27 protein-coding genes and 1 pseudogene are annotated in these 24,979 nt (G+C 61.6%); 15 read left to right on the plus strand and 13 right to left on the minus strand.

The genetic code is table 11. From position 1 onward, the window contains the following. Positions 1 to 175 precede the first annotated feature (175 nt). The 9 genes from ACIQH5_RS04720 to ACIQH5_RS04760 all read right to left on the minus strand — a co-directional run bounded on the left by ACIQH5_RS04720 (position 176) and on the right by ACIQH5_RS04760 (position 9,947). Positions 176 to 733, minus strand: coding sequence for a dihydrofolate reductase family protein (locus tag ACIQH5_RS04720; RefSeq protein WP_400400749.1), 558 nt, complete (start codon positions 731 to 733; stop codon positions 176 to 178). A 246-nt stretch (positions 734 to 979) separates the two neighbouring features. After that, the gene (locus tag ACIQH5_RS04725; RefSeq protein WP_024817720.1) at positions 980 to 1,924 is read right to left on the minus strand and encodes an ABC transporter permease; all 945 of its coding nucleotides are present in this window, start codon (positions 1,922 to 1,924) and stop codon (positions 980 to 982) included. After that, positions 1,914 to 2,645, minus strand: a complete 732-nt coding sequence (locus tag ACIQH5_RS04730) for an ABC transporter ATP-binding protein (protein WP_400400751.1) — start codon at positions 2,643 to 2,645, stop codon at positions 1,914 to 1,916. The genes ACIQH5_RS04725 and ACIQH5_RS04730 overlap by 11 nt, the downstream gene beginning before the upstream one ends. A 96-nt stretch (positions 2,646 to 2,741) precedes the next feature. Further along, positions 2,742 to 3,893, minus strand: coding sequence for an ABC transporter substrate-binding protein (locus ACIQH5_RS04735; RefSeq protein ID WP_105690186.1), 1,152 nt, complete (start codon positions 3,891 to 3,893; stop codon positions 2,742 to 2,744). Positions 3,894 to 4,048: 155 nt separating this feature from the next. Next, a complete protein-coding gene (gene mmuM / locus ACIQH5_RS04740; protein WP_400400754.1) occupies positions 4,049 to 5,002 on the minus strand; it encodes a homocysteine S-methyltransferase in 954 nt (317 codons plus the stop codon). 99 nt (positions 5,003 to 5,101) lie between these two features. Further along, positions 5,102 to 6,505 carry a sulfate adenylyltransferase subunit 1 gene (locus ACIQH5_RS04745; protein WP_400400755.1) on the minus strand — a complete coding sequence of 468 codons (1,404 nt, stop codon included), beginning with the start codon at positions 6,503 to 6,505 and terminating at the stop codon, positions 5,102 to 5,104. Continuing rightward, positions 6,506 to 7,465 (minus strand): sulfate adenylyltransferase subunit CysD, encoded by a 960-nt coding sequence (gene cysD, locus ACIQH5_RS04750; RefSeq protein ID WP_400400757.1) that lies wholly within the window; start codon positions 7,463 to 7,465, stop codon positions 6,506 to 6,508. After that, positions 7,462 to 8,214 carry a phosphoadenylyl-sulfate reductase gene (locus tag ACIQH5_RS04755; RefSeq protein WP_141281858.1) on the minus strand — a complete coding sequence of 251 codons (753 nt, stop codon included), beginning with the start codon at positions 8,212 to 8,214 and terminating at the stop codon, positions 7,462 to 7,464. Before ACIQH5_RS04755 ends, cysD begins: the two co-directional genes overlap by 4 nt. After that, the gene (locus ACIQH5_RS04760) at positions 8,211 to 9,947 is read right to left on the minus strand and encodes a nitrite/sulfite reductase (protein ID WP_400400759.1); all 1,737 of its coding nucleotides are present in this window, start codon (positions 9,945 to 9,947) and stop codon (positions 8,211 to 8,213) included. Before ACIQH5_RS04760 ends, ACIQH5_RS04755 begins: the two co-directional genes overlap by 4 nt. A 253-nt stretch (positions 9,948 to 10,200) precedes the next feature. Between ACIQH5_RS04760 and ACIQH5_RS04765 the strand changes: the two genes are divergently transcribed. The 7 genes from ACIQH5_RS04765 to ACIQH5_RS04795 all read left to right on the plus strand — a co-directional run bounded on the left by ACIQH5_RS04765 (position 10,201) and on the right by ACIQH5_RS04795 (position 15,213). Next, a complete protein-coding gene (locus ACIQH5_RS04765) occupies positions 10,201 to 10,596 on the plus strand; it encodes a DUF6507 family protein (RefSeq protein ID WP_400400761.1) in 396 nt (131 codons plus the stop codon). Between the two features lie 9 nt (positions 10,597 to 10,605). Continuing rightward, positions 10,606 to 12,783, plus strand: coding sequence for a DNA/RNA non-specific endonuclease (locus ACIQH5_RS04770; RefSeq protein WP_400400763.1), 2,178 nt, complete (start codon positions 10,606 to 10,608; stop codon positions 12,781 to 12,783). Between the two features lie 2 nt (positions 12,784 to 12,785). Next, entirely contained in the window at positions 12,786 to 13,262 is a 477-nt protein-coding gene (locus ACIQH5_RS04775) for a hypothetical protein (protein WP_400400765.1), read from the plus strand. Positions 13,263 to 13,452: 190 nt separating this feature from the next. Then, entirely contained in the window at positions 13,453 to 13,749 is a 297-nt protein-coding gene (locus ACIQH5_RS04780; RefSeq protein ID WP_400400767.1) for a hypothetical protein, read from the plus strand. A 287-nt stretch (positions 13,750 to 14,036) separates the two neighbouring features. After that, positions 14,037 to 14,237 carry a hypothetical protein gene (locus tag ACIQH5_RS04785; RefSeq protein ID WP_400400769.1) on the plus strand — a complete coding sequence of 67 codons (201 nt, stop codon included), beginning with the start codon at positions 14,037 to 14,039 and terminating at the stop codon, positions 14,235 to 14,237. 287 nt (positions 14,238 to 14,524) lie between these two features. Next, the gene (locus ACIQH5_RS04790) at positions 14,525 to 14,725 is read left to right on the plus strand and encodes a hypothetical protein (RefSeq protein WP_400400771.1); all 201 of its coding nucleotides are present in this window, start codon (positions 14,525 to 14,527) and stop codon (positions 14,723 to 14,725) included. Positions 14,726 to 14,736: 11 nt separating this feature from the next. After that, complete coding sequence (locus tag ACIQH5_RS04795; protein ID WP_400400773.1) at positions 14,737 to 15,213, plus strand: hypothetical protein; 477 nt, start codon at positions 14,737 to 14,739, stop codon at positions 15,211 to 15,213. 9 nt (positions 15,214 to 15,222) lie between these two features. Here ACIQH5_RS04795 and ACIQH5_RS04800 read toward each other — a convergent pair whose 3' ends face one another. Then, positions 15,223 to 15,987: a sirohydrochlorin chelatase gene (locus tag ACIQH5_RS04800; RefSeq protein ID WP_400400775.1), complete on the minus strand. Its 765-nt coding sequence runs from the start codon at positions 15,985 to 15,987 to the stop codon at positions 15,223 to 15,225. Here ACIQH5_RS04800 and ACIQH5_RS04805 point away from each other — a divergent pair, their 5' ends adjacent. The 5 genes and pseudogenes from ACIQH5_RS04805 to ACIQH5_RS04825 all read left to right on the plus strand — a co-directional run bounded on the left by ACIQH5_RS04805 (position 15,988) and on the right by ACIQH5_RS04825 (position 18,311). Next, positions 15,988 to 16,659 (plus strand): trimeric intracellular cation channel family protein, encoded by a 672-nt coding sequence (locus ACIQH5_RS04805; RefSeq protein ID WP_024817735.1) that lies wholly within the window; start codon positions 15,988 to 15,990, stop codon positions 16,657 to 16,659. Between the two features lie 13 nt (positions 16,660 to 16,672). Beyond that, positions 16,673 to 17,098, plus strand: coding sequence for a hypothetical protein (locus ACIQH5_RS04810; RefSeq protein ID WP_062073394.1), 426 nt, complete (start codon positions 16,673 to 16,675; stop codon positions 17,096 to 17,098). A gap of 405 nt (positions 17,099 to 17,503) precedes the next feature. Then, positions 17,504 to 17,584: pseudogene (locus tag ACIQH5_RS04815) on the plus strand (hypothetical protein); the annotation flags it as partial. Between the two features lie 30 nt (positions 17,585 to 17,614). Then, positions 17,615 to 17,932, plus strand: a complete 318-nt coding sequence (locus ACIQH5_RS04820; RefSeq protein WP_400401089.1) for a hypothetical protein — start codon at positions 17,615 to 17,617, stop codon at positions 17,930 to 17,932. Between the two features lie 91 nt (positions 17,933 to 18,023). Continuing rightward, positions 18,024 to 18,311 carry an endonuclease domain-containing protein gene (locus ACIQH5_RS04825; protein ID WP_400400777.1) on the plus strand — a complete coding sequence of 96 codons (288 nt, stop codon included), beginning with the start codon at positions 18,024 to 18,026 and terminating at the stop codon, positions 18,309 to 18,311. 123 nt (positions 18,312 to 18,434) lie between these two features. Here the strand turns inward: ACIQH5_RS04825 and ACIQH5_RS04830 are convergent, their stop codons facing one another. From ACIQH5_RS04830 to ACIQH5_RS04840, 3 genes are read right to left on the minus strand one after another with little or no spacing between them, the layout of a single operon-like run. Continuing rightward, positions 18,435 to 19,538 (minus strand): polyprenyl synthetase family protein, encoded by a 1,104-nt coding sequence (locus ACIQH5_RS04830; RefSeq protein ID WP_159733426.1) that lies wholly within the window; start codon positions 19,536 to 19,538, stop codon positions 18,435 to 18,437. Positions 19,539 to 19,547: 9 nt separating this feature from the next. Then, positions 19,548 to 20,891 (minus strand): geranylgeranyl reductase family protein, encoded by a 1,344-nt coding sequence (locus tag ACIQH5_RS04835; protein ID WP_400400780.1) that lies wholly within the window; start codon positions 20,889 to 20,891, stop codon positions 19,548 to 19,550. A gap of 27 nt (positions 20,892 to 20,918) precedes the next feature. Beyond that, entirely contained in the window at positions 20,919 to 21,680 is a 762-nt protein-coding gene (locus ACIQH5_RS04840) for a demethylmenaquinone methyltransferase (protein ID WP_043456799.1), read from the minus strand. 91 nt (positions 21,681 to 21,771) lie between these two features. Here ACIQH5_RS04840 and ACIQH5_RS04845 point away from each other — a divergent pair, with 91 nt between their 5' ends. The 3 genes from ACIQH5_RS04845 (at position 21,772) to ACIQH5_RS04855 (ending at position 24,973) form a co-directional block, all read left to right on the plus strand. After that, positions 21,772 to 23,127, plus strand: a complete 1,356-nt coding sequence (locus tag ACIQH5_RS04845; RefSeq protein ID WP_400400782.1) for an isochorismate synthase MenF — start codon at positions 21,772 to 21,774, stop codon at positions 23,125 to 23,127. Positions 23,128 to 23,285: 158 nt separating this feature from the next. Further along, entirely contained in the window at positions 23,286 to 24,083 is a 798-nt protein-coding gene (locus ACIQH5_RS04850) for an ABC transporter substrate-binding protein (protein WP_400400783.1), read from the plus strand. Between the two features lie 98 nt (positions 24,084 to 24,181). Beyond that, on the plus strand, positions 24,182 to 24,973 hold the full coding sequence (locus ACIQH5_RS04855) for an amino acid ABC transporter permease (protein ID WP_024817743.1): 792 nt from the start codon (positions 24,182 to 24,184) through the stop codon (positions 24,971 to 24,973). Positions 24,974 to 24,979: the final 6 nt, after the last annotated feature.

Below are 24,979 nucleotides of genomic sequence, written 5' to 3' on the forward strand. Positions count from 1 at the left end.
GACGGCGGCAGGTCGCCGTCGTGCGTTCGCTCAGCTTTCCCCAGCGCACCGCACCCATGTCCGCCAATCGCGCCCGTAACCACTGGTGCGAAAGGCGCGAAAGGGAGCGAACCAGGCGCCGAAAGGGTGCCTCCGGCGGCAACGGGTGCATGAGGCAGAAATGCGGGCTCAGCCCTCAGTCAACGCGTCGATAGTGCATGGATACCACGCCGTTGCTGAGCGGCTCCGCCGAGACCAGCTCGAGGCGCCGTGTGGCGGGCAGCCCGCCCTGGTACAGGGTGGGACCGTGGCCAGCGATCCTGGGATGGACGAGAAATTTGTACTCGTCGATCAGATCCAGTCGGTCCAGTTCTGTGGCTAATTTGCCGCTGCCTATCAGCACCCCGTCTGGGGTCCTGTCCTTGAGCTCCTGCACCGCCGTGCGCAGATCGCCAACAAGGTGGTGGCTATTGGTCCAGGGGAAGTTTGAACGCGTGGACGATACGACGTATTTGGGCATTGTCTCCAGCGTCAGCGCCCACTCCCGCAACGCTGGAGGGGCTTCCACTTCGCCGTTGGCCACCAAGGGCCAATAGCTCTCCATCATTTCGTAGGTAGTGCGGCCCCAGAGCATTGCCCCGCCCTGCTCCAGAAGGCGGGTGAAGAGGGCATGAGTCTCGTCGTCCGCGATGCCCTCCCGGTGGTCGACGCAACCATCAAGAGTGACGTTGATACTAAACGTGAGAAGGCCCATTCGCCGATTCTAGGTGCGCGCGGAGAGCGGAGAAAGGGGCGCCAGAAGCTGCCGCACCACTTTCCGCCCAATGCACCCGTAACCACTGCAGCGAATGGCGCAAAAGGGTGCGACGCCGACACCGAACGGGTGCGCACAGCGCGAACGGGCGCGAACCCGCGAGGAAAGGCCGGCCTGAGTTTGTGTACACATAATGCCCCTAAGAAGCGCTCTTAAGGGCATTATGTGTACACAAACTCCAAAGGGTCAGCGGCTGCTGCCAGCCAGCAAACCCCTGCGCTGCAGCAAGCGCTTCTCGATCGGCCCGAATACCAGGAGCTCGATCAGGATTCCCACGAACAGGATCAGCAGGATCGCGGACATTACGATAGTCATATCGGACAGGAGCCGGCCCTGATCCAGCAACGAGCCCAAGCCGAAACCAATCGTTCCGCCCACTGCGATGATTTCCGCGGCCATGAGTGAGCGCCAGGAAAAGGCCCACCCCTGCTTCAGACCGCCGATATAGCCGGGAAGCGCGGCAGGCAGGACGATTTGGAGCGCCATCTGGAGACGGTTGGCACCGAGGACTGTGCCAACGCTGCGGTACTGCGGCGGGATCTGGTCCACGCCGGAAATGAGTCCGTTGATGATGGACGGGATGGCGCCCATGAACACCACGAAGTAGACGGTGGCGTCGGTCAGGCCGAACCAGATGATTGCGGCAGGAACCCACGCCACGGAAGGGAGCACCTGCAGCCCGGAGATGAGCGGCCCGAACGCACGGCGCAAGGGTGCTACCTGAGCCAGGATCAACCCGACGGGCGTAGCGATAACCACGGAAATCAGGAAGCCGATCACACCACGCTGCAGCGATGTCCACACGGCTTCCTGGACTTTGCCTTCTCCCCACATGGTGACGAACTGGGTGAGAACGTCCAGCGGACCGGGAACGAGGTCACGCCGCTTGAACTCCAGCGAAACGTAGAACTGCCACGCGAGGATCAGGACCACCAAGGCGGCAACAGGCAGCAGGACGCGCTTCCATTCGATGCCGGCTTTGCGTCCGCTGTCTGACTGGAGGTTGTCCAGGCCGGCTTCAAGGTCCCGGAGTTCCGAGGCGTTGCCCTTCAGCGACGGGGAGGTGATGTGCTCTTTGGATTCTGTCACGGGAAGGGTCCGCTCTTCGGTGGTGATGGGGTTACTTGGCATGGCGGCGGATCTCCTCGCGAAGCCGGCGGGTGATGACACCGGTCAGCTCCCCGGCGCGACCAGCATCGGTGCGGTGTTCCTCGGTGACTTCCCATTCGGCCACCACACGGCCGGGGCGCGAGGACAAAAGGAGCACGCGCTGGCCGAGTCGAACAGCTTCGCGCACGTTGTGCGTGACGAACACGATGGTCCGTCCCGTTTCCTTCCAAATTCGTTCGAGTTCGTCGTGCAAGAGGTCTCGGGTGATCGCGTCAAGGGCAGCAAACGGCTCATCCATCAGCAACAGCTGCCTGTCTTGAGCCAAGGAGCGGGCCAACGCAACACGCTGCCTCATGCCGCCGGACAGTTCGTGGGGACGCTTATCCCCCGCGCCGCCCAAGTGCACCAGTTCCAACAGCTCGCTGGCGCGTTCACGCCGGCTCGCCTTGGTGCTGGTCTTGTCCGCCAGTTGAAGTGCGAGTTCGATGTTGCCGCGCGCGGTCAGCCAAGGGAACAAAGATGCGTCCTGGAACATGAAGGCGGCACCGTCGCTGGGTACTTCAAGAGCGCCCGACGTCGGCTTTTCCAGTCCCGCCATGATGTTCAGCAGGGTGGACTTGCCGCAGCCGGACGCACCGAGGAGGGCAACGAACTCGCCCTGCGCGATGGTGGCGTTGACGTCGTCCAGCACCGGGGCGCCGTCGCCGAAGCGCTTGCCCAGGTTCTCGAGTACGACTGGCATGGTCCCGTCCTTCGTGTTGATTGGTAGAGCTGATATGGCTAAAGGCCGGTCCGCTCCCCGATCAACATGAGGGGAAGCGGACCAGCCTGTTACTGCTTAGTCTTGGCCAAGTCCTGCTGCGGAAGTCTTCTTGCCCTCTACCTCGTTCAAGGTTCGGAGGTCGAAGATGCCGTTGATATCGGCCTTCTGAGTGGTTCCGGCTTTGACGCCGTCTTCCAGGAGCTTGTTGTACGTTCCTGCCAGCGGATCGGTGGTGAACTTGATGTTCTGCAGAGCGCGTTCAATCACGTTCGCGGGAAGCGGCTTACCAGCGGTGTCCTTGAGGACGGCGTTGATGGTGGTCGCCTTCTCCTCAGCAGAAGCCGAGTTGAGCCAGTTCACGGATTCAACGTGGCCCTTCAGGAGTGCCTTCACGGTCTCGGGGTGTTCGGCAGCGAACTTCTTGTTCACGATCAGGATGGTGGTGGTGAAATCGCCGTTCTCCCACAGATCCTTCTCATCAACCAGGACCTTCGCCCCGGCTTCGAGCACCAGGCGGGAGGCCCACGGCTCAGGCAACCACGCGCCGTCGAGCTTTCCGTCTTGGAAGAGCTTCAGCGACTGGGCGTTTTCTGTCGGGTTGATGTTGACGTCGCCGCTGCCATCGGTGTTGGTCTTGAAGCCTTGCTCGCCCAACCAGGCCCGGAGGGCCACATCCTGGGTTCCGCCGAGCTGCGGGGAGCTGAGGATCTTGCCTTTGAGGTCGGCTGCGGAGGTGATCTCCGGCTTGACCACCAGCTGGGCACCGCCTGAAGCGGCACCGGCGATGATGCTGATGGACTCGCCCTTGCTCTTGACGAAGGAGTTGATGGCCGGGTTCGGGCCGATGTAGGTGGCGTCGATGGCGCCGGCGTTCAGGGCTTCGATCGCGGCGGGCCCTGCGTTGAAGATCTGGGTGCTGAGCTTGGTCTCGCCGAGTTCCTTGGCGATCAGGCCCTTGCTGGTGCCTACCAGCGCCGGGCCGTGGGTCACGTTGCTGAAGTAGCCGAGCTTGAGCTCAGCTGCAGGCGTGGTGGTGGGAGCGGGTGCGGCTTGGTTGTTCTGCGAAACAGCGGAAGCAACTGCAGCGCCTGCACCGATCAGCAGCACGAGGCCGACGGCGAGGCCGATTTCCAGGGTGCGGCGGCGCTTGGGCTTGGGTGCGGTTTCACCGGCGACGATGCGGGTGGTGCCGGAATCGGGTTTCTGTGACTCGGGTGTGTTTGCCATGGGGGGTCCTTATGAAAAATGTGGGATGCGAGGTGGGGCGAAGATCAGGCCCCGTAACATCGCCCGTGGTGGGCAAGGAAGGACCATTCCGGAGAGGTCATGTGTTCACAGTAGGGACTGTCATATTTCGGCTTCAATCCCGTAGAAACCAAGGTTCACGCAGGTTCACGTGGCGTCATATTCGACGCCAGGCCTTCTATGTCGCGCGGAGTTGTGCGGCAGCAGCCACCTATGAGATGGGCGCCCCGGTCAAGCCAAACAGCAGCATTGCCCGCCAACGTTTCGTTACCTTGAACGCCTTCCGAGGGGCCCCAGGTCTTGGTCACAGCATCGTAGGTCTCCCCCGAATTCGGGTACGCCACCAGCGGCTTGTTCGAGGACCTCTGCAGGGTGCCTAGTGCTTCGGTGACCAGTTCAAGCGGCACACAATTAACCCCGACGGCGGCCACCCGCGGTTCCGCGCTGAGCAGCGCAGCCGCGTCCGCGATCGGCGTTCCGTCACTGATGTGGCCGCTGTCCCGCAGCGTGAACGTAAACCAGGATTCGACGTCGAACTCCGCCACGAGCGACAACAGCGCCTCCGCTTCGGCGTAAGACGGAAGGGTCTCGCACGCCAGGAAATCCGCACCGGCCTCCACCAGCGCGGCTATGCGTGGCCGGTGGAAATCCCGGAATTCCGCGGCTGAAAGCGTGTAATCACCCCGGTATTCGGAGCCATCGGCGAGGTAGGCCCCGTAGGGACCCACTGATCCGGCCACCAGCAGTGGGCCATGAGCGGTGCCCTCCGCCAAGGCTTCCTGCCGTGCTTCGTCCGCCAACCGGACGCTCAAAGCCACCAGCTCCAACGACTCATCAACGGACAATCCGCGCTGCGCAAAACCCTGCGGCGTCGCCTGATAGCTTGCCGTGATGGCCACGGATGCCCCGGCGTCGAAGTAGTCGCGGTGGACCTGTTTGATCAGGTGCGGCTGCTCCAGTAGGACCTTGGCTGACCACAACGCGTCCTCCAGGTCGCAGCCGTGGGCTTCCAGTTCCGTGGCCAACGCACCGTCCAGGACCAGATCCTTGCCGGCGTTGAGGAGAGTGCTGAGCGAGGTGTTCTGTGGCATGGGTCCTTCCCCAGAAAGAAAACCGCAGCCTGTTCGAAATTCCCGCCGTACAACGTGAGGAGTCGCGAACAAGCTGCGGTTTTGTGACTACGTGTGACCCTAGATGACGTAACGTTCGTCTTCGTGGTCGCCCGGGTGGTCCTTCACAAGACCGGCGGCGAGAGTATTGCCGTCGATGGGGTCGATCACCAGGAAAGCACCGGTGCGGCGGTGGTGCAGATAGTTTTCCAGCGGCAACGGAGCGGACAGGCGCAATTGTGCGTGTCCGATGTCGTTGAGTTCCAGGTTGGACGCAGGCTCCACGTTGAACGTGGCCAGGTCCAGCTTGCCGGTGACGTTGCGGACCAGTGCCTGGACCGTGCGCGTGCCGTGTTTCACCAGGACCTTCTGGCCTTCGCGGAGCGGCTTCGGCGAGAGCCATGCGAGCGACGCATACAGGTCAGCAGTGCTTTCACGGACCGTTCCGGCGGCGGCGATAGTGTCTCCGCGGGCGATGTCGATCTCATCAGCCAGTCGAACAGCCACCGACTGCGGAGCAGCTGCCTCGTCCAGCGATTGGCCGGCGAAGTCGATGCCGATCACCGTGGTGGTACGCGGCTCATGGCCCGGGCTGATCACGGAAACTTCGTCGCCAACCTTCACCGAGCCCTCAGTGATCTGGCCTGCATATGCGCGGTAATCGCGGTACGCCTCCACATCGAGCCCGGCAGCAACAGCATCGGGAGCCAGGGCGCCCTGCGGGCGGATCACCAGCTGCACCGGGAAGCGGAAGCTCTCCAGTTCGGCCTCAAGCTCGTCAGCAGCAGGGAGGGTTTCGAGGACCTCCAGCAGTGCCGGGCCCGTGTACCAAGGGGTGCGCTCAGAGCGGTCCACCACGTTGTCGCCATCAAGGGCCGACACCGGCACCACCAGCAGGTCAGCGACTCCGTCGGATCCAAGGCCAAGTTCTCGGGCAACCTTCTGCACGTCCGCTTCGATCTCGCGGAACACCTGCTCGCTGAAGTCCACCAGGTCGATCTTGTTGACCGCCACAATGACGTGAGCAACGCGAAGCAGTTGCAGCACGGACAGGTGCCGGCGGGTCTGCTCCAGCACACCCTTGCGGGCGTCAATGAGTACGACGACGGCATCCGCAGTGGACGCGCCGGTCACCGTGTTCTTGGTGTACTGAACGTGGCCGGGGCAGTCCGCCAGGATGAAACTGCGGCGGTCCGTGGCGAAGTAGCGGTAAGCGACGTCGATGGTGATGCCCTGTTCACGCTCGGCACGCAGGCCGTCGGTCAGGAGGGCGAGGTCGATGCCGCCCTTTTCTCCACCGAAGCCGCGGTCCGCGGAGGTGCGGGCAACGGCGTCGAGCGTGTCAGCAAGAATCGCCTTGGAGTCGTGAAGGAGGCGGCCCACCAAAGTGGACTTGCCGTCGTCCACCGAGCCGGCGGTCGCGAAGCGGAAGAGTGTAGTGGGCAGGGCTGTTTCCAGCCCGGCAGCCAAAGTTTCGGTGCTCATTTAGAAGTAGCCGTCCTTCTTGCGGTCTTCCATGGCTGCCTCGGAGATGCGGTCATCTGCTCGGGTGGCGCCACGTTCGGTCAGGGTGGAGGCAGCGACTTCAACAACGACGTCGGCCACGGTGCGTGCGTCGGACTCGACGGCACCTGTGCAGGACATGTCCCCCACCGTGCGGTAGCGGACCAGTTTGGTGATGACGTCCTCGTTGGGCAGCGGCTGGGATACCTCGCCCACTGCGCGCCACATGCCGTCACGGGCGAAGACTTCGCGCTCGTGGGCGTAGTACAGGCTGGGAAGCTCGATGTTCTCGCGCTCGATGTAGCGCCAGATGTCCAGCTCGGTCCAGTTGCTGATGGGGAATGCACGGACGTGCTGGCCCACGGTGTGGCGGCCGTTGTACAGGTTCCACAGCTCAGGGCGCTGGTTGCGCGGGTCCCACTGGCCGAACTCGTCGCGAAGGCTCAGGATGCGCTCCTTGGCGCGGGCCTTGTCCTCGTCGCGACGGCCGCCGCCGAACACGGCGTCGAACTTGTTCTTCTGGATCGCGTCCAGCAGCGGAACGGTCTGCAACGGGTTGCGTGTGCCATCAGCACGCTCGGCCAGTTCGCCGCGGTCGATGAATTCCTGGACTGAGCCAACAACCAGCTTCAGCCCCAGGCGCTCAACGGTGCGATCGCGGAAGTCGATGACCTCCGGGAAGTTGTGGCCGGTGTCCACGTGGAGAACCGGAAACGGAACCTTGCCCGGCCAGAACGCCTTGGTGGCCAGGTGCAGCATGACCACGGAATCCTTGCCGCCGGAGAACAGCAGCGCAGGCTTCTCGAACTCAGCAACAACCTCGCGGATGATGTGGATGGCTTCGGACTCGAGGGTGTCCAAGCTGGAGAGACGCTCGGCCGAGGGGGCGTCGACTGCCGCTGCAACTTCCACCGGGGACTCCTCTGTTGTGTACGTGCTCATGTGTGTAGTCCGCATTCTGTCTTGTCGGATCCTGCCCAGCGGCCGGCGCGGGGGTCTTCACCCGGGGCCACTTTGCGCGTGCAGGGCTGGCAGCCGATGGACGGGTAGCCCTGGCTCAGGAGGGGGTTGACGGGAAGGATGTTGTCCTCGGAGTACTCGATCAGCTGATCGAAGGTCCAGTCCACCATCGGGTTCACCTTGACCAGGCCAAAGCCTTCATCCCAGGTGACCACCGGCGTGTTGGTGCGGGTGGGGCCCTCGTCGCGTCGCACCCCGGTGAACCAGACTTCGTATCCGGTCAGCGAACGGCGCAGCGGCTGCACCTTGCGCAGCGCACAGCACTGGGCGGGGTCGCGGGCGAACAAGTCCTTGCCCAGCAAGCGATCCTGTTGTTCCACAGTGGTTTCGGGAAGGACGTCCACCACGTTGACGCGGAGGTTCGCTGCGACTTCGTCGCGCGTCTCGTACGTTTCCTTGAAGTGGTAGCCGGTTTCCAGGAACAAGACGTCGACGCCGGGAAGCTGGTCCGCCACCAAGGCGGGCAGTACGGCGTCGGCCATGGAGCAGGCCACGGTTACGGTGGGCAGCTCGAAGTTACGGGCAACCCAGGCGATGATGTCCCGGGCAGGGGCGTTCCAGCCGAGCTCAGCGGCGCCTTGTTCAGCCAGGGCTTTGAGCTCTTCAGGAGAACGCAGCGCCGGACGCGCTGCCGCGCTGGCGAGGTTGGTGATAGTGACGGGATCTGTCATTGGAGATCTCCTTCATCTGCCGAGTGTGCCCACTCTGCGAAGGTCTGGCCTTCGGCGCCTACGGCGACGAACTTACGGACCACGCGCTCCACATAATCGGGCAGGTCTTCCACAGTGACTTTGAGGCCGCGGACGGTACGTCCCAAACCGGCTTCCTCGCGCTCGTTGTTCGCCAGCCCGCCACCGAGGTGAACCTGGAAACCCGGGGTGGGGTCGCCGTCGGGCGTTGGCAGCATCATGCCCTTCAGGCCGATATCGGCCGTCTGGATACGTGCGCAGGAGTTCGGGCAACCGTTGATGTGGAGGGACAGTGCCGACGGCAGCTGCTTGGATTCCACGAGGTCGGCCAAGCGGCGCTCCAGCTCAGCGATGGCCGTAGCTGCCGTGACCTTGGTTTCCACGATGGCCAACTTGCAGAACTCGATGCCCGTGCAAGCGATGGTGCCGCGGCGGAACACGGACGGACGGGCGGAAAGGCCCAGGGTGTCCAGTTCGGCGATGAGCGGCTCCACCTGCTCTTTGGCCACGTCCAGGATGACCAGCTTCTGGTGAGGAGTAGTACGGAGGCGGTAGCTGCCGTGCTTCTCCAGGGTGTCCGCCAGCGTCACGAGTGCCTCGCCGGACGTGCGTCCCACAGTGGGGGTGACGCCGATGAAGAACTTGCCGTCCTTCTGCTCGTGAACACCAATGTGGTCGCCGGGAGACGTGGGCTTGGGAGCAGCGGGGCCGTCCGGGAGCTTGAAGCCGAGGTATTCGTCCTCGAGGATCTGGCGGAACTTGGCCGGACCCCAGTCGTTCATGAGGAACTTCAGACGGGCCTTGGTGCGCATGCGGCGGTAGCCGTAGTCGCGGAAGATGCTGGTAACGCCGAGCCATACTTCGGCGGCAACGTCCGCGGAGACGAACACGCCGAGGCGTTCGGCCAGGCGCGGGTTGGTGGACAAGCCGCCGCCAACCCAGAGGTCGTAACCGGCACCGAGCTCAGGGTGGACCACGCCCACCAAGGCGAAGTCGTTGATCTCGTGCACCACGTCCTGGGACGGGTGACCCGTGATGGCCGTCTTGTACTTGCGCGGCAGGTTGGCCAGCTCGGGATCGCCAATGAAACGCTCGGCGAGCTCATGGATCAGCGGAGTGGGATCAATGATCTCGTCCTTGGCGATGCCCGCAACCGGAGAGCCGAGGATAACGCGTGGAACATCGCCGCAAGCCTCTGTGGTGGACAGTCCAATACCTTCAAGGCGGCGCCAGATCTCCGGCACGTCCTCAACACGGATCCAGTGCAGTTGAATGTTCTGACGGTCCGTCAGGTCAGCCGAGCCGCGGGCGAAGTCCACGGAGATCTGCCCGATGACCCGGAGTTGCTCAGTGGTGAGTGCACCGCCGTCGATGCGCACGCGCAGCATGAAGTACTTGTCTTCGAGCTCGTGCGGTTCAAGCGTTGCGGTCTTGCCGCCGTCGATCCCGGGCTTGCGCTGGGTGTAGAGGCCCCACCAACGGAAGCGGCCGTGAAGGTCCGTGCCGTCGATCGAATCAAAGCCTTCTTTGGAGTAGACAGACTCAATGCGCTCACGAACGTTCAGCCCGTTGTCTTCCTGCTTCCAGGTTTCGTTGGCATTGAGGGGCGCGGTGCCGTCAACCTTCCACTGGCCGTGGGGCTTGGCGGCAGGGCGGGTGCGTGCCGGACGCTTGGTGGTCTCAGCCGACGCACCGGCTACAGCTGTATCTGTCATACATCGACTGTAGGTCTGGCCAGTTTTCGCCAGCAAAGGTCCGGAAACGCGAAGTCACCTAGGGAAACATTTCGTCACGAAGGCTTCATCGGCCTTGTTGCAGCGGGCTTCTTATGCAGGTTCATATTGTGGCTTTGTGGCCCCTTTCGTGACGCTCCTCTGTGGGATTGAACGTGTGACAAGACGGATTCGTCCACTCGTTGTAGCGTCGTTGAGGTATCGGCCAAGTCCGAGGACGCTATTTGGGGGAACGATGACGCTCAACTGGAATATTGACACCGCAGGCACCCACGCCGTGCTGACCACGGCGGCTTCTAATATCGACGCGCAGAACGAAGCGGCTAAGGCAGTGGGAACCGCCATTTCCGATGTCGGGGCCACACTCGGCACCGGTCTTGTAGCTCAGGCGCTCAATGAATTCGTCGAGCAGTCACTGGCACTCAAGGTCAAGTTCATTGCCGGCAGGTCCGCAGCAATCGTCCAAGGAACCAACGACGCCCTCATGGCGTACGTTCAGGCAGACAGCGTCATGGCGCAGCAGGCCCAGGCCTCGGCCATCGCGGCCGGTAACAGCGCGTCCGGTAACAGCGCGTCCGACGGCGGCGCCATGCCACTGCGGGCAGGTCACCGCCCGGCGGAGCTTGGCTAAAGGGACACCATGACTACCTTCAACGAGATTTGTGTAGCACCAGGGGGTAGGGTCCCGGGCCTCGACCTCACAGCGTTGCCCGTGATACCCAACCCGGAAGCTTTGGACGCACAAGCTGCTGCCCTTTCAACTGCCGGGGCGAAGTATGAGGCATCAGTTCAGGTCACTGCCTCGGGCTGGAACGCCTTGGCCGGGACATTCGATACACCCGAGAAGCCACAGCTTCTGGCGGCCTTTTCCCCAGTTACCACCATGGCGGATGATCTCAATAGCGGCGTTTCAATGGTCGCTTCTGCCCTGTCGGTTTTCGCTTCCGCTTGCCGCGACATCAAAACGAGAAGCGACGCCCTGAGGAGCGATTCCGGAAACCTCAGTTCACGCATTGAGCTCAAGGGCGACGAGTGGGCCACCGCTCCTGAGCTCGTTAGTGAGCAGAACCGGCTGCTCGCTGAACTTAACAACATCAAGGCTCGGTTCATGGAAGCCGAGCAGGACTGTGCTAATAAAATTACGGCCCAGTACGGCGGAACACATTATGTGAACATCAACGATTCGCAGGCGAAGCCGGATGGATCCAATGTTCATGCTGTTGATGCCGGGACTTTGGATGCATTGGGCGCACAAGGTGATCTCCCCTGGGGCGCACCCGTGGATCGGGCCAGACTTCGGGGCTTGATGGGTGCTGGGCAGGGCCTGTTGGACTCGGGGTGGGAGTTGGTGGGCGGCGCCTACTCATTGACTCCGTTGTCGCTGGCGTGGAAACCCGAGATTAAGGAATTGGGCCTCACCACCCAAAATTTCGGTGACGCCTGGAGTGGTGTGGGCAGCATGCTCTGGAACGTGGGCATGTTTGTAGCCCCTGGCATCTGGCTGGACCGGGCAATCACAGGGAAGCAGGAGGAGCAGGACGCTGCGGCTGAGCAGTTGGGAAAGGTCCTTCCGGACTTATTCCAGGCGGACGCATGGTCAAAGGGCGAATGGGAATATGCCCTGACCCGCAACTCAGCGGATGTTGGCGCCTTCGTTGTCTCCTTCGGTACGGCTGGCGTCCTGAAAGCCGGATCCCTCGCTGAACGACTGGGTCTGCGTCTCGCCAGTGCGGGTAACCTAGCAAGTCTGCCCGGCACACTGCCAGGCCTTGCCAAAGTAGGAGAACTCCGTTCAGTGACGGTAGCAAAAATCACTGACGTGATGACTACGGTCAAGGTTGTCACCTGGGAGAGCCTGATCAAACCACCGTTGCAGGGATCCGCGAACCTCCTCAACCACCTCGACGACGGTGCTGGCGCAGTCCGTGTAGCGGACGGCATCTCCGGGGTGGGCCGTGGTCCTTTGGGCGGTCTGGCAGAGGAGGTTCTTCACGGCATCGACCGCCTGGACCAGGCCGCCTACCGTCCCCCGGCGATGGGCACCCTCGGCAGAGCCGCGGAGCATCACGAAGTCATCGCCCAACTCAAACCTTCACCGCTCCACGACGCGTCGAACCCTGCCGTGCAAAAAGTGGTTCGTGTCCCCGATTCCATGGTTCCCGGACCCAGGACTCCCTGGACCAAAGTCACCGAAGGCTTCGCACCCAACACCGAATACCGGGTGCCCGGCCGCGGTACCTTCATTACGGATGCGAACGGGACCATCAAGGAGATATTGGTAGACAAAGTCAGAGGAAAAATTAGTCCTGAACTCAACAACCCCCTACCGGAAATGACATACAAAGTTAACGGCGTGGAGGGAGACGTGACTTTCAAAACCGATCACAACGGCCTCACCGAGCACGTGAAGGTGGAAGGTCTGCAGTTGGGCGATGGACGTCGGTCGCCTCACATACAAGGCAGCGTCGGCCAAGCTTCAAATGCCGAAATTTACAGCCAGATTCCTCTCTCTGAAGGATGGAAGTACGAGGGCGGCCACCTGATTGCCCGACTCTTTGACGGCATAGAGGAGCGCATCAACGTGGTGGGGATGCTGCGCGAGCTCAACAACGGTTTGGGCAACGTGGACAGCTTCTACAATTTCGAACGCGCTATTTACGACAAGGCTTTAGAAGTTCCTCCGCCTACGATTGCCCTGGAGATTGATATATCTCGGTCGCAGGGACTAAGAACTCCCGAGTTCATCACCGTCGAAGCTTCCGCTAATGGGAAGGTCTTCTTCGACCGAGTTTTCAGGAACATAGTAGGAAAGAGATGAGTATGACGGAACAGATGTCGGCGGGAGGCTCTTTTGAAGGAGCCCGTGAGCTAGAACGCGCAATTGCTGAGGGGCTGTGGGCTATCCGACCGCAAGACAAGCCTTGGGACAGCTTTGCTTATGTATATATGGAGACCGGCGGTACGGGCGGCGCCATCGCAAAGCTCTACCGGGACGGCCTGGAGTTGGAACGCGCCCGTCCACGAAAGGATGTACTCGTATCAGCTATGAAACTGCGGGAAGTTACCTACCAGCCTGGCAAGGGCGCGTGGCTGTCGATGACGCTGACAATCACCCCCACTGGCGACGGCTGGGAGACCAGCTACAACTACACCGACAAACCGGTCTGGGAACTCGGAGACCCAGGACCCACTGCATACGCCCAAGAGCTATACCTCTTCCCCCGGGACGAAGACCACATCCCCGACTGGTTCAAGGAAGAAATGAAGGGCGCCACATGGACCCCGAATTCCGACTAGGGCTTCCAGAATGACGCAAGGAGCCACTTCCCAGGACACTTTCGAATCGACTCAAGAACTAGAGAGAACCGTTGCCGAGACGATGTGGTCTATTCGTCCGACAGATGTGTCCTGGGATTCACTGGTATATGTCCACAATCAAATAGGTGGGCTGGGCAGCTCCATCACCAAGATCTTCCATCAGGGAGCCGTGATCGATCGTAGGAGCATCGTCAAAGAAGTCGCATTCACAGTCGACGATCTTCGAGAAGCAATGTACAAGCCTGGCAAGGGCTCTTGGCTTTCCATGACCCTGACCGTCACGCCAGCCGGTAACGGCTGGGAAGCCGACTACAACTTCACAGAAAAGCCCGTTTGGGAACTCGGCGAGCCAGTCAACGACACCTACGCCCAGGAGCTGTACCTCTTCCCCCGGGACGAGGAACACATCCCCGACTGGTTCAAAGAAGAAATGAAGGGCGCCACATGGACCCCGGATTCCGACTAGGGCTTCCAGAAATGACGCAAGGAACCACCTCACATGAAACTTACGAAACAACTCGAGAACTCGAGAGAACCATTGCGGAAGCGCTTTGGGCCATTCGGCCCCAAGACATCCAATGGGATGAGTTTGCATATGTTCGCTCCGAAATCGGAAGCAGGGCAAGCTCCATCGCAAGGGCCTACTTAGCCGGTGCCGAGGTGAAACGCATCCACGTGGACAATAACGTTCTTATAGCAGCCCGGACGCTTAGGGAAGTGCTGTACAGGCCCGGCAAAGGAACCTGGCTTTCCATGACTCTGAAAGTCACTCCCAAAGGAGACGGCTGGGAAGCCAGCTACAACTACGACGAAAAGCCCGTTTGGGAACTCGGCGAGCCAGACAACGACACCTACGCCCAAGAGCTGTACCTCTTCCCCCGCGACGAGGAACACATCCCCGACTGGTTCAAAGAAGAAATGAAGGGCGCCACATGGACCCCGGATTCCGGCTAGGGCTTCCAGAAATGACGCAAGGAACCACCTCACATGACACTTTCGAAACAACTCGAGTACTCGAGAGAACCATTGCGGAAGGACTTTGGACGACACGGCCTTTGGACATTGAGTGGGACACTTTTGCGTATGTCCGCTCTGAGATAGGGGGCAGGGCAAGCGCCACCGCAAAGGCTTACCTAGGTGACAAAGAGGTAAAACGCAGGCGCACCGAAGATAGCGTTCTCCTAGCGGCCAAGAAACTTCGAGAAGCTATGTACAAGCCGAGTAGGGGAACGTGGTTTTCCATGCGCCTCATTGTTACGCCCACCGGTGACGACTGGGAGGCTTCCTACAATTACGACGATAGACCGCATTGGGAACTCGGTGAACCGTCCGCTGACACGTACGCCCAAGAGCTGCACCTATTCCCCCGCGACGAGGAACACATCCCCGACTGGTTCAAAGAAGAAATGCGGGGCTCCATCTGGACCCCGGGGTCCGACTAGGGCTTCCAGAAATGACGCAAGGAACCACCTCACATGACACTTTCGAAACAACTCGAGAACTCGAGAGAACCATTGCGGAAGCGCTTTGGGCTGCGCGGCCAAACGACATCGAGTGGGACACCTTCGCATACGTCCGCTCAGAAGTAGGCGGAACAGCAAGTGCCATTGCTAAGGCCTACTTGGATGGCACCGAGATGAAGCGCAAGCACATCGACAAGAGCGTTGTCGTAGCGGCGCGGACGCTACGGGAGTTGATGTACAAGCCAGGCAAAGGCACCTGGTTTTCTATGACTCTGAGCATCACGCCAGCCGGCGATGGCTGGGAAGCCAGTTTCAACTACACGGAGAAGCCAGTCTGGGAGCTTGGTGATCCCGTCAACGACACTTTTGCCCAGGAGCTGTACCTCTTCCCCCGCGACGAGGAACACATCCCCGACTGGTTCCGCGAAGAAGTCAAGAATGCCACTTGGACCCCGGAGGATGCCTAACCGCTGTGGTCAGCGGCTAGCCAACACTGCGTCGTACCGTTCCAGCGCGATCTCCGCCAACACAGGAGAGGGCAAAAGCGGTGCAGCCACAATGTCCGCACCAGCCTTCGCCAGTTGGTCATGGAAATAGCCAGTAGCCAAGAGGTAGGAGGCAATGAAGACCCGGCCTGTCCCACCGTCTTCGGCGAGTTCGGCACGCAAGGAGGCGACGCCGTCGGGCACTGTTGGCTGGGCACTGGCGCCATAGGCGACGCGCACCTTGTTCGGCAGCAGCTCGGCGAGGAGTCGCGCCTGCTCTTCTGAATCCACCGAACCGTCCGGCAGGGACGATCCCGCGGCAGCCAGCAGCACGCCGTCGTTCTCCTGCAACCCAGCCGCACGCAGGTGGGCGGCTAGCAGTTCAGCCAACCGCGGGTCCGGCCCCAACGGCCTGGCGGCCACTACTTCGGGCCGGGGCTTGATGGCTTTTGGAACGTCCACTTTGATGTGGAAGCCGGTAGAGAGCAAAAGCGGTACGACGACGGCGGGAGTCCCCTCAGGCAGGCCCTCCACCACACCGCCCAACTCGGGTTCCTGGACGTCCACGTAGGCCTCAACCACGCGCAACCCGGGGCGGAGTGCTTCGATTTCGGCCATGACGCGGCGGATGGCAGCTTGGCCTTCGGCGTTGCGGGTTCCGTGGGCGCAAGCGATCAAAACGGGGCTGTTCATGGGAGCTAGCGTAACGTTGAGCCAGCACCTGTTGTTAAGCGCGTTAAGAAAGAACCCGTCCACTTGATTTCCTTTGACATTGTTCTTCTTTGGCTTGACCTCATCGGCGTGTTCTTTTTTGCTGTGTCAGGCTCGTTGTTGGCGGCCAGGAAGCAGTTCGACTTCGTGGGCTCCATACTTCTCGCGTCCATCGCGGCACTGGGCGGTGGAGTCATCCGTGACATCGTGATCAACGCCGGTCCCCCTATCGCTTTTACCAACCCCGCGTACCTGGCCCCGCCGTTGCTGGCTGCGCTGCTGGTTTACTACTTGTTCTCCTCAGTGCAGCGCTTCACCTCTCTGCTGACCCTGTTCGACGCCGGCGGGCTGGCCTTGTTCTGCATCACGGGCACGCTGAAGGCAATCGGCGCGGGCATGAATCCGGTGGCCGCGATCCTGCTGGGGGTCACCACTGCCGTGGGCGGAGGCCTGCTCCGTGACATCACCGCGAACGAAATACCTACCTTGTTCAACAACCGCGACATCTATGCGCTGCCGGCCTTCGCGGGTGCCGGCTTGACCACGTTGTTGTGGAATCTTGGCCTGTTCAACGGGGTTACCGCTTGTGTCATTGCGGGCGTTGTTTTCGCTTTCCGGGTGACCGCGTGGCGGCGCAGTTGGTATGTGCCGTTGGCTGTGCGCGGATGGCATCGAGCAGCCACCGGTGGGGGCGCAATTTCAGGTCCCCGGGATTAGCTAGGATAAGAGCATGACTGACATGTTCCTCGAGAAGTTCCGCGCGCTGGTCCCAAAGTATCTCGAGGATGAATGGCAGGAAGAAGACGGCCTCACGCCGGCCGAGCTGGACGACGCCCTGGCTGATCACTCCTTCACCATCCCGCTGGTTCTGCGCGAGTTCTACCTTGCAATCGGTGGCTGCGAGGACCTCATGGAGGCTTACCACTACTTCTGGGACCCTGAGGAACTCGAAGTTGATGACGAAGGCTTCCTCATGTTCCTCGAAGACGAGGACGAGCAGTTCACATGGGGCTTCCGCACCGCCGATCTCAGCATCCCGGACCCCATCGTCTGGCGCCGCAATAACGCCCGCGGCCAGTGGAAGAGCGAAGAAGGTACGTTCTCCGAGTTCGTGTTCGACATGTTCGAGTGGGCATTCAACGACGACGAAGACTAAGTTTCACTTTTCCGCGGGGGTTCGTGACCCTGTTTGATCTACAATCAGCCCCTATGCAACCTTCATTGGTTGCATAGGGGCTGTTTTGTGTTCAAAGAGGGTCACGAAGCCACAGGGTTTCCGAGCTAAGCCACAGGTTTCCGGGCTTAAACGGAATGGCCCCGGCTCGCTGCAACGTTACGAGTCATACGCTGCACCGAACCGGGACCACAATCTCCGTTCGCATCAGACCCACCGGAGGCATTTAGTGGATCCGTGAATAGCTTATGACAATCCTGTCATATGCGCAACTCTTGAGGTCAATGAAATTTCGAGGTCATCTCGCGCTCTTTACGGTCTCGTGGAGTTATCCACATAGACCGAAATACCGGCTCCGGGCAGTCTCCAGCGCAGCAAGCATGGATGATGGACCTCACCGAATTCCTACGAATCAGACACGGTGCCGCCAAGACCGCGGACTTGAAACGCGCCGGCTTCTCAGAAAGAACACTGGCAACCGCGGTGGCCTCAGGATCAGTGTCTAAGCCGCAGCGCGGCGTCTACGTAGGCAAAGGAGCAAACCCCGACGTCGTAGCCGCCTTTCGCTCGAATGGCCGCCTGACGTGCATCTCGGCGGCGAAGTTCTACAGCCTTTGGGTGCTTCGTAAACCAACAACCCTGCATCTGAGTTGCGGAAACGGACTGGCCAAACCTGACATTGTTGACCACGCCTCGATGACCCATCCCCCGCATTCCTACCTGCCTGTTGCCGGTGTAGCCGACGTTCTGATCCATGCCCTCAGATGCCTCCCGGAATTGGAATCGCTGGTCATGGTTCAAAGCGCAGTGAGCTAGGGCAGTTCTGGGATTGGTCATTCCGAGGTCTGATTCGTTACTGGAAGTTTTGGCTCATACGCATTTCACCAGGGCCGGGCTGAGGGTGAGCATGCACGTTCAGCTGCAAGGTGTTGGCGAAGTCGACTGCCTGATCAACGGTTGTCTGGTGATCGAGCTCGACGGCGGGACTCACTTGGAAGGCAGGCAAGTGAAGAAGGACCAGTACCGGAACAATGCCAGCATGCGCGGCGGGCTGTTGGTCCTTCGCTATTACTACTCCGACGTCGTCCATCACCCAAGGAAGATGGTGGCTGAGGTGCTCGCCGTACTGAGCAACAGGGAAGCCGGCCATTTCGGACCGCCGCGCTGGACGCCAAAGTGGGTGCCGGCGTCGTGATCCAAGTGGCATCCTGACCTTGTTTGAAACGGCAACGGCCGCTATGCAACCCATTTAGGGTGCATAGCGGCCGTCAGGCGCTCAAACAGGGTCAGGAAGCCACAACCCGGAAACCGAGGGAACCTAGCTGCTGCGGTCCACCACAGCATGTGCGAAGTTGGTCAGCGATGCCTTCACAACGCCTTCCGGCAGCGGGTCCAGAGCCGCAACGGCTTCGGCGGACCACTGGCGGGCGATCTTCCAGGACTCGTTGGTGACGGGGTGCTCGCGCAGCCCGGCCACTGCCTCGGCAAGGGCAGCATCCGAGGACAAATCACCATCGATCAATTCCAGGAGGGCAGCAGCGGAAGCATCCCCCGCAGCAGCATCGCGGCGAAGTAGAAGGACGGGCAGGGTGGGTACCCCTTCGCGGAGGTCGGTGCCCGGGGACTTGCCGGACTTGACCTTTACACCGGTGACATCAATGACGTCGTCGGCGAGCTGGAAGGCCACGCCAACCTTTTCACCGTATTCCACCAGCAGGTCCTCGTAGGACTCGTCGGCACCGGCGAAGATCGCACCCAGCTGACCGGATGCTGCTACCAGCGAGCCGGTCTTGTCGGCGATGACGGACAGATAGTGCTCTACGGGATCTTCGTCTTCCCGCGGTCCAACAGTTTCGTGGAGTTGGCCAAGGCACAGCCGCTCGAAGGTACGCGCCTGAATCCCCAGAGCACGGGAACCGAGCTCGGACACCAGGATGGAGGCGCGGGCAAAGATGAGGTCGCCGGTAAGGATGGCCACCGAGTTGCCCCATACTTCGTGGGCAGTGGGAGCGCCGCGGCGGAAGGGAGCGGAGTCCATCACATCGTCGTGGTACAGCGTGGCAAGGTGTGTCAGTTCCACTACAACAGCGGCCTGAACAACTTCGGGGCGTGAAGCATCACCAAGGTGGGCGCACAGCAGAGTCAGCAGCGGACGAATGCGCTTGCCACCGGCTTCCACCAGGTGGCGCGACGTGGCGTCGGCCAGAGGGTCCGAGTTGGAGATGGCTTCGCGGAGCTTCTTCTCCACCCTGGCAAGGTTGGTGGTGATGGCCGGGCCCAGCTCGGCATCGCCGGCAATGGCAGCGAATCCGGCGGGCAGCTGGAGTCCCGTTGCGATCGCGGTGGTGTTGGGAGCAGGCTCAACAGCCTGCGGCAAGCCGTGCCCGGCATGCGTCCAGCTGTGTTCGGCAGAGTTCGTCACGGGTTAACCCTAACTAGTTGTTGCGGAGACCGCGGTGTTGGTGCCTGCCGGCGTAAGGGCGCGGGCAGAGGAAGTGTTGGAGGTGGCCGGAACCAGCATCTCGAGGACGCGGATAACACGGTCTTCGAAGCCTTTCGCGGACGGATCCGTGAGGTTGGCGAGCATGCGAACCACAAAGCGCATGAGCACGGGGATGGGCATGCCCGTGCGCAATGCCAGCTTCATCACGGCAGGCTTGCCGATCAGAGAGGCGAACATACGGCCCAAGGTGAAGTGCGAACCCCACTGGTCCCGCACATAGTCCGCGTAACGCGAAAGGTGAGCATCGGCGTCGTACGTGGACCATCCGGCAGAAGCCGAGCGCGACGAAGCATCAATCAGGAACTCAGCGGCAAACCGCGCCGATTCCATCGCGTAGGAAATGCCTTCGCCGTTGAACGGGGACACCATGCCACCGGCATCGCCCAGCAGGAGCAGCCCGGGCGAGTAGTGCGGTGTGCGGTTGAAGCCCATGGGCAGTGCTGCGCCGCGGATCTCCCCCACCTGGTTTTCGGGCGTGAAGCCCCAATCGGACGGCATGCCGGCGGTCCATTCACGCAGGACCTGCTTGTAGTCGAGCTTGCCGAATTCCTTGGAAGAGTTCAGGATTCCCAGGCCCACGTTGGAGGTGCCGTCGCCAACGCCGAACACCCAGCCGTAGCCGGGCAGCGGCTTACCGGACTTGCCGGGGAGTTCCAGCCAGCCTTCCATCCAGTCGTCGTCGTGCCTCGGCGAGGTGAAGTAGGTGCGCACAGCAACGCCCAGCGGACGGTCGTCGCGTTTGTGCATGCCCAGCGACACCGCAGTTCGCGTTGAGTTACCGTCCGCGGCGAGTACGACGTCGGCGTGGAAGTCGCGCGTTTCGCCCGTCTTGCGTCCGGACTCGTCCAGGATGGCAGCCTGGGCGCCGATGACCCGTCCATCCTCAGCAGTCAATGCGGAGGTGACGCTGTGGCGTTCAAGCACGACGGCGCCCGCGGACTCGGCGTGACGGGCCAGGTCCTCGTCGAAACCGAGGCGGGTACGGATGAGGCCGTAGGTGGGAAAGTCGGCCACCTCGGGCCATGGCAGTTCGATGGTGCGGCCGCCGGCAATGAGGCGAAGGCCCTTGTTGCGCCTCCAACCCTCCGAGACAGCATGCGGCAGTCCGAGCTTCTGAATTTCGCGGACGGCCCTGGGAGTCAGGCCGTCGCCGCATACTTTTTCACGGGGAAAGGAAGTCTTTTCCAGCACCGTGACATCGATGCCCTGCTGGGCGAGGTAATACGCAGCGGTGGACCCGGCCGGGCCCGCGCCAACAATCAGTACTTTCACGACGTCCTAATCAACAGGCTGTGCTTGTTAGCCGGCTTGGTGGCGCGGCTTAATCTGGCGGCGGAGCTTGGCCACGGGAACACTTTCGCGATGCTCGGCGGGCTTTTGCGCACGGTGCACTGCAACAATGCCGCCGCTGAGGTTGCGGTAGGTGACGTCCGTCCAGCCGGCATCCTTGAGCCACTGGGCCAGGTGGTCCTGGTCCGGCCAGGCGCGGATGGACTCGGCGAGGTACACGTAGGCATCCGGGTTGGAAGAGACCTTGGTGGCGATGGCCGGGAGCGCGCGCATCAGGTACTCGGTATAGAGGTTGCGCCACAGGGGAACCACGGGGTGGGAGAACTCGGCGATAACCAGGCGGCCACCAGGCTTGGTGACGCGCAGCATTTCCTCGAGCGCCTTGCGGGGTTCCACCACATTGCGGAGGCCGAAGGAGATGGTGGAAGCGTCGAAGCTGTTGTCAGCGAACGGCAGGTTGGTGGCGTCGCCGGCAATGAAGTCGATGTCCGGGCGGCGGCGTTTGCCTACTTTGAGCATGCCCAGGGAGAAGTCGCATGCCACCACGTCCACACCGGCATCGGCGTAGGGTTCGCTGGATGTTCCCGTTCCGGCGGCGAGATCCAGGACCTTCTGACCCACCTTGACGTCCATGGCGTCAACCACGATCCGGCGCCAACGCCGCGTCTGCCCCATGGACAGGACATCATTGACGACGTCGTATTTTGGGGCGACATCATCAAACATCGTCGCAACTTCGTCCGGACGCTTTTCCAAGGATGCTCGGTTCACCCTGTAATTGTCTCAGACATTCACGCGACTTTGCTGCGCTGTAGAAGTCGGCTCAGATTCTGGCTGAACTCGGGAGTACTGTTGTTCCATCATGACGAGCACGCTCCGCACCTTGACAGTCCCCCTCGATGTTGAAACATCCTCCGGGGGGCTGCCGTCGTTTCTGGTGCGGGACGACGTCCTGTGCTGGTCCCGCCGCGAGGCCGGCCTGGTGGGCTATGGCGAGCTGACCCGCTTTAACGCCACCGGTCCCGAGCGATTCCTGGAGGCCGACATCTGGTGGCGGCACCTCATTATTGAGGCGGAAATCACGGATCTTGTGGAGGTTCCGGGCACCGGTCCGGTGGCTTTCGGCTCCTTTGCCTTCTCCAAAACCTCCCCGCACGTGTCCCGTTTGATCCTCCCCGAACTCGTGATCGGCATCCGTGACGGCCGCGCCTGGGCCACGCAGCTGACGTTCGACGACGGCCCCCTCACCGAGGCGGGCGTCCTCGCCTCAGTTGACCGCTGGCTCACTGAGCCCGAGCCCAACGGCAACGGTTCAGCCACCGGAGGGCCCGACGTCGGACTCTCACCGGACGCTGTTGCGGCGAACGGTTCGGCTGGTCATCTCAGCCGCGGTTCCCTGAGTGAGGCCGCCTGGATGCAGGCCGTTTCCAACGGCGTGGAGGAAATCCGCGCCGGAAAGCTGGAGAAGCTGGTGTTGGCGCGCGACGTCGTCGCTAACCTTCCTGAGGGCGTCAACGCCGCTGAGGTTCTTCGTCAACTCGCCGCGAGGTACCGCGAATGCTGGACGTACGGCGTCGACGGACTCGTGGGTGCTACGCCTGAGATGCTGATTCAGGTGGAGGGCCGCACTGCGCAGGCGCGCGTGCTGGCTGGAACCTTGGATCGCCGCGATGCGGACGGCATGGACGGCTCCCCCATGGAGTATGCCGAACGGGTCCTGGCCGGTTCCGAGAAACAGCGTCACGAGCACGAGATCGCCATTGATTCACTGACCCGGCAGCTCGCCCCTTTCTCCGAGGCGATGAATTCCCACAGTGAGCCCTTCATTCTGGAGCTGCCCAATGTGTGGCATCTGGCCTCGGACGTGAAGGCGGAGCTGGCTGACATTGAGGGACACGTTCCTACCTGCCTGGCTCTGATCAACGCCCTGCATCCCACAGCGGCAGTCTGCGGAACGCCCACGATGGTAGCCGGGGCCCTGATCCGCAAACTGGAGCATTTGGACCGTGGCCCGTACGCCGGGCCGGTGGGTTGGTTGGACGCTGCCGGTAATGGCGAGTGGGGCATCGCACTCCGTGGCGCTGTCATTGAGGATGCCAACACGGTGCGCTTGTACGCGGGCTGCGGGATCGTGGAAGGGTCTGTGCCGGAGGCCGAATTGGCGGAAACGTGGGCTAAGTTCCGGCCGATGCTGGAAGCGCTGGGCATCCAGCGCTAAATCTGGGATTCCAGACACCGGCTCTGCTGCGGTGGTTGATTAGTGCGTAAACTTGTTATCCAATAGTGAAACTTCGTTTCCTGTGATGCACATCTCACGTTCGGCGCTACACTAAAACCGACTCAGTTCAGCATCCACCGCAACAAAAGGTAAACAACATGCAGATCTCCCGTTCGGTTCTGTCCGGCACCAAGATTGCCGCCGTGCTCGCAGCCGGCGCCCTGGCCCTGACCGCCTGTGGTGGTTCCTCCACCCCCGCCGCGTCCTCGGAGTCAGGTCTCAAGCTCATCAATGCCGGCAAACTCACGGTGTGCTCGGACGTTCCCTACGAGCCTTTTGAATTCCAGAAGGACGGAAAGATTGTCGGCTTCGATATGGACATCGCCGCCGAGATCGCCAAGGACGTCAAGGCAGAACTCAACGTGGTGGACAGCTCCTTCGAAGCAATCGAGACCGGCACCGCACTGACCGGTTGCGACGTCTCCATCTCCTCGATCTCCATCACGGACGTCCGCAAGAGCGTCATGGACTTCTCCACCCCGTACCTGGACGACGACCTGACCCTCGTGGCCACCTCGTCCTCCGGCATCTCCAACATCGACGGCGCCAAGGGCAAGAAGGTGGGCGTCCAGCAGGCCACCACCGGCGCCCAGTACGCCAAGGACAAGGGAATCGACGCACAGCAGTTCGAAGACTCCGGCCTCCTGGTCCAGGCCCTCAAGGCCGGCACCATCGACGCCGCCGTCGGCAACCAGTCCGTCCTTGGCTACGCCATCAAGGACGATTCCAACCTCAAGCGCGTTGAAGACTACGCAACGGGCGAGAAGCTGGGCATCTCCATCAAGAAGGGCAACACCGCCATGGCTGATGCCGTGAACGCCACCCTGAAGCGCATCACCGATGACGGCACCCTGAAGAAGTTCGAGACCACCTGGTTCGGCGAAGCCACCAAGTAGTCCGAGCCCCGGCTCCCAAGATCACGTAGGCGGGCCCCGAAACGATCTGTTCAGGTCCTTTCGGGGCCCCACCTGCGCAACATGAATGTGAGAACCCCATGGCAATGACTGCACGTCAACGAGCCAAAGTCAGTTTGTACGTCCAGGCCGGAATATTCGTCGTGGCCGTGGCCGCGGTGATCCTTGCTGTGGACTGGAAGACGATTGGCACCAGCGTCTTCAACTTCTCCAAGATCGGGCCGATGTTCCCGGACATCTTCCTGGTGGGACTCAAGAACACCCTCATCTACACGGCCCTGGCCTTCGTAGTGGGTTTGTCAGGCGGCCTTCTGCTGGCCCTGATGAAGCTCTCCTCGTTCCCGCTGTACCGCTGGCTCGCCACCGGATACATCGAGTTCTTCCGGGGCGTTCCCGCGCTGCTGGTCTTCATCGCTTTCGGCTACGGCGTACCGCTGGCGTTCGGTGTCCAGTGGGACGTCAACATCGTGGTCATGGTTTCGCTGGGCATGGTGGCCTCGGCCTACATCGCCGAAACCTTGCGAGCCGGCCTGCAGGCTGTGCCCAAGGGCCAGATGGAAGCAGCCCGTTCGCTGGGCATGCCGCACTGGCGGGCCATGATCTCAATCGTCATCCCGCAGGCATTCAAGATTGTCCTGCCGCCCCTGACCAACGAGATCATCCTGCTCACCAAGGACTCCTCGCTGATCTACGTCCTTGGCCTCACCGCTTCCCAGTACGAGCTCACCAAGTTTGGCCGCGACGGCATCTCCAGCCTTGGTGCAGGCCTGACGCCACTGCTCGTAGCCGGCGCCTTCTACCTGGTCATCACCATCCCGTTGAGCCTCCTGGCACGGAAGTTCGAAAGCCGCTCCGCGCGGACTAAGCGATAGGCAGGA

The sequence above is a fragment of the Paenarthrobacter sp. NPDC091711 genome (assembly GCF_044756605.1).
GTDB lineage: Bacteria > Actinomycetota > Actinomycetes > Actinomycetales > Micrococcaceae > Arthrobacter.

What these genes read in the sequence shown, in the direction of transcription:
- ACIQH5_RS04825 (WP_400400777.1), top strand. Translation starts at nt 18,024, where the DNA reads ATGCACGTTCAGCTGCAAGGTGTTGGCGAAGTCGACTGCCTGATCAAC.
- mmuM (WP_400400754.1), bottom strand. Translation starts at nt 5,002, where the DNA reads ATGCCACAGAACACCTCGCTCAGCACTCTCCTCAACGCCGGCAAGGAT.
- ACIQH5_RS04760 (WP_400400759.1), bottom strand. Translation starts at nt 9,947, where the DNA reads ATGACAGATACAGCTGTAGCCGGTGCGTCGGCTGAGACCACCAAGCGT.
- ACIQH5_RS04855 (WP_024817743.1), top strand. Translation starts at nt 24,182, where the DNA reads ATGGCAATGACTGCACGTCAACGAGCCAAAGTCAGTTTGTACGTCCAG.
- ACIQH5_RS04850 (WP_400400783.1), top strand. Translation starts at nt 23,286, where the DNA reads ATGCAGATCTCCCGTTCGGTTCTGTCCGGCACCAAGATTGCCGCCGTG.
- ACIQH5_RS04755 (WP_141281858.1), bottom strand. Translation starts at nt 8,214, where the DNA reads ATGACAGATCCCGTCACTATCACCAACCTCGCCAGCGCGGCAGCGCGT.
- ACIQH5_RS04845 (WP_400400782.1), top strand. Translation starts at nt 21,772, where the DNA reads ATGACGAGCACGCTCCGCACCTTGACAGTCCCCCTCGATGTTGAAACA.
- ACIQH5_RS04790 (WP_400400771.1), top strand. Translation starts at nt 14,525, where the DNA reads ATGCGCCTCATTGTTACGCCCACCGGTGACGACTGGGAGGCTTCCTAC.
- ACIQH5_RS04745 (WP_400400755.1), bottom strand. Translation starts at nt 6,505, where the DNA reads ATGAGCACCGAAACTTTGGCTGCCGGGCTGGAAACAGCCCTGCCCACT.
- ACIQH5_RS04795 (WP_400400773.1), top strand. Translation starts at nt 14,737, where the DNA reads ATGACGCAAGGAACCACCTCACATGACACTTTCGAAACAACTCGAGAA.
- ACIQH5_RS04725 (WP_024817720.1), bottom strand. Translation starts at nt 1,924, where the DNA reads ATGCCAAGTAACCCCATCACCACCGAAGAGCGGACCCTTCCCGTGACA.
- ACIQH5_RS04735 (WP_105690186.1), bottom strand. Translation starts at nt 3,893, where the DNA reads ATGGCAAACACACCCGAGTCACAGAAACCCGATTCCGGCACCACCCGC.
- ACIQH5_RS04810 (WP_062073394.1), top strand. Translation starts at nt 16,673, where the DNA reads ATGACTGACATGTTCCTCGAGAAGTTCCGCGCGCTGGTCCCAAAGTAT.
- ACIQH5_RS04720 (WP_400400749.1), bottom strand. Translation starts at nt 733, where the DNA reads ATGGGCCTTCTCACGTTTAGTATCAACGTCACTCTTGATGGTTGCGTC.
- ACIQH5_RS04775 (WP_400400765.1), top strand. Translation starts at nt 12,786, where the DNA reads ATGACGGAACAGATGTCGGCGGGAGGCTCTTTTGAAGGAGCCCGTGAG.
- ACIQH5_RS04765 (WP_400400761.1), top strand. Translation starts at nt 10,201, where the DNA reads ATGACGCTCAACTGGAATATTGACACCGCAGGCACCCACGCCGTGCTG.
- ACIQH5_RS04785 (WP_400400769.1), top strand. Translation starts at nt 14,037, where the DNA reads ATGACTCTGAAAGTCACTCCCAAAGGAGACGGCTGGGAAGCCAGCTAC.
- ACIQH5_RS04770 (WP_400400763.1), top strand. Translation starts at nt 10,606, where the DNA reads ATGACTACCTTCAACGAGATTTGTGTAGCACCAGGGGGTAGGGTCCCG.
- ACIQH5_RS04730 (WP_400400751.1), bottom strand. Translation starts at nt 2,645, where the DNA reads ATGCCAGTCGTACTCGAGAACCTGGGCAAGCGCTTCGGCGACGGCGCC.
- cysD (WP_400400757.1), bottom strand. Translation starts at nt 7,465, where the DNA reads ATGAGCACGTACACAACAGAGGAGTCCCCGGTGGAAGTTGCAGCGGCA.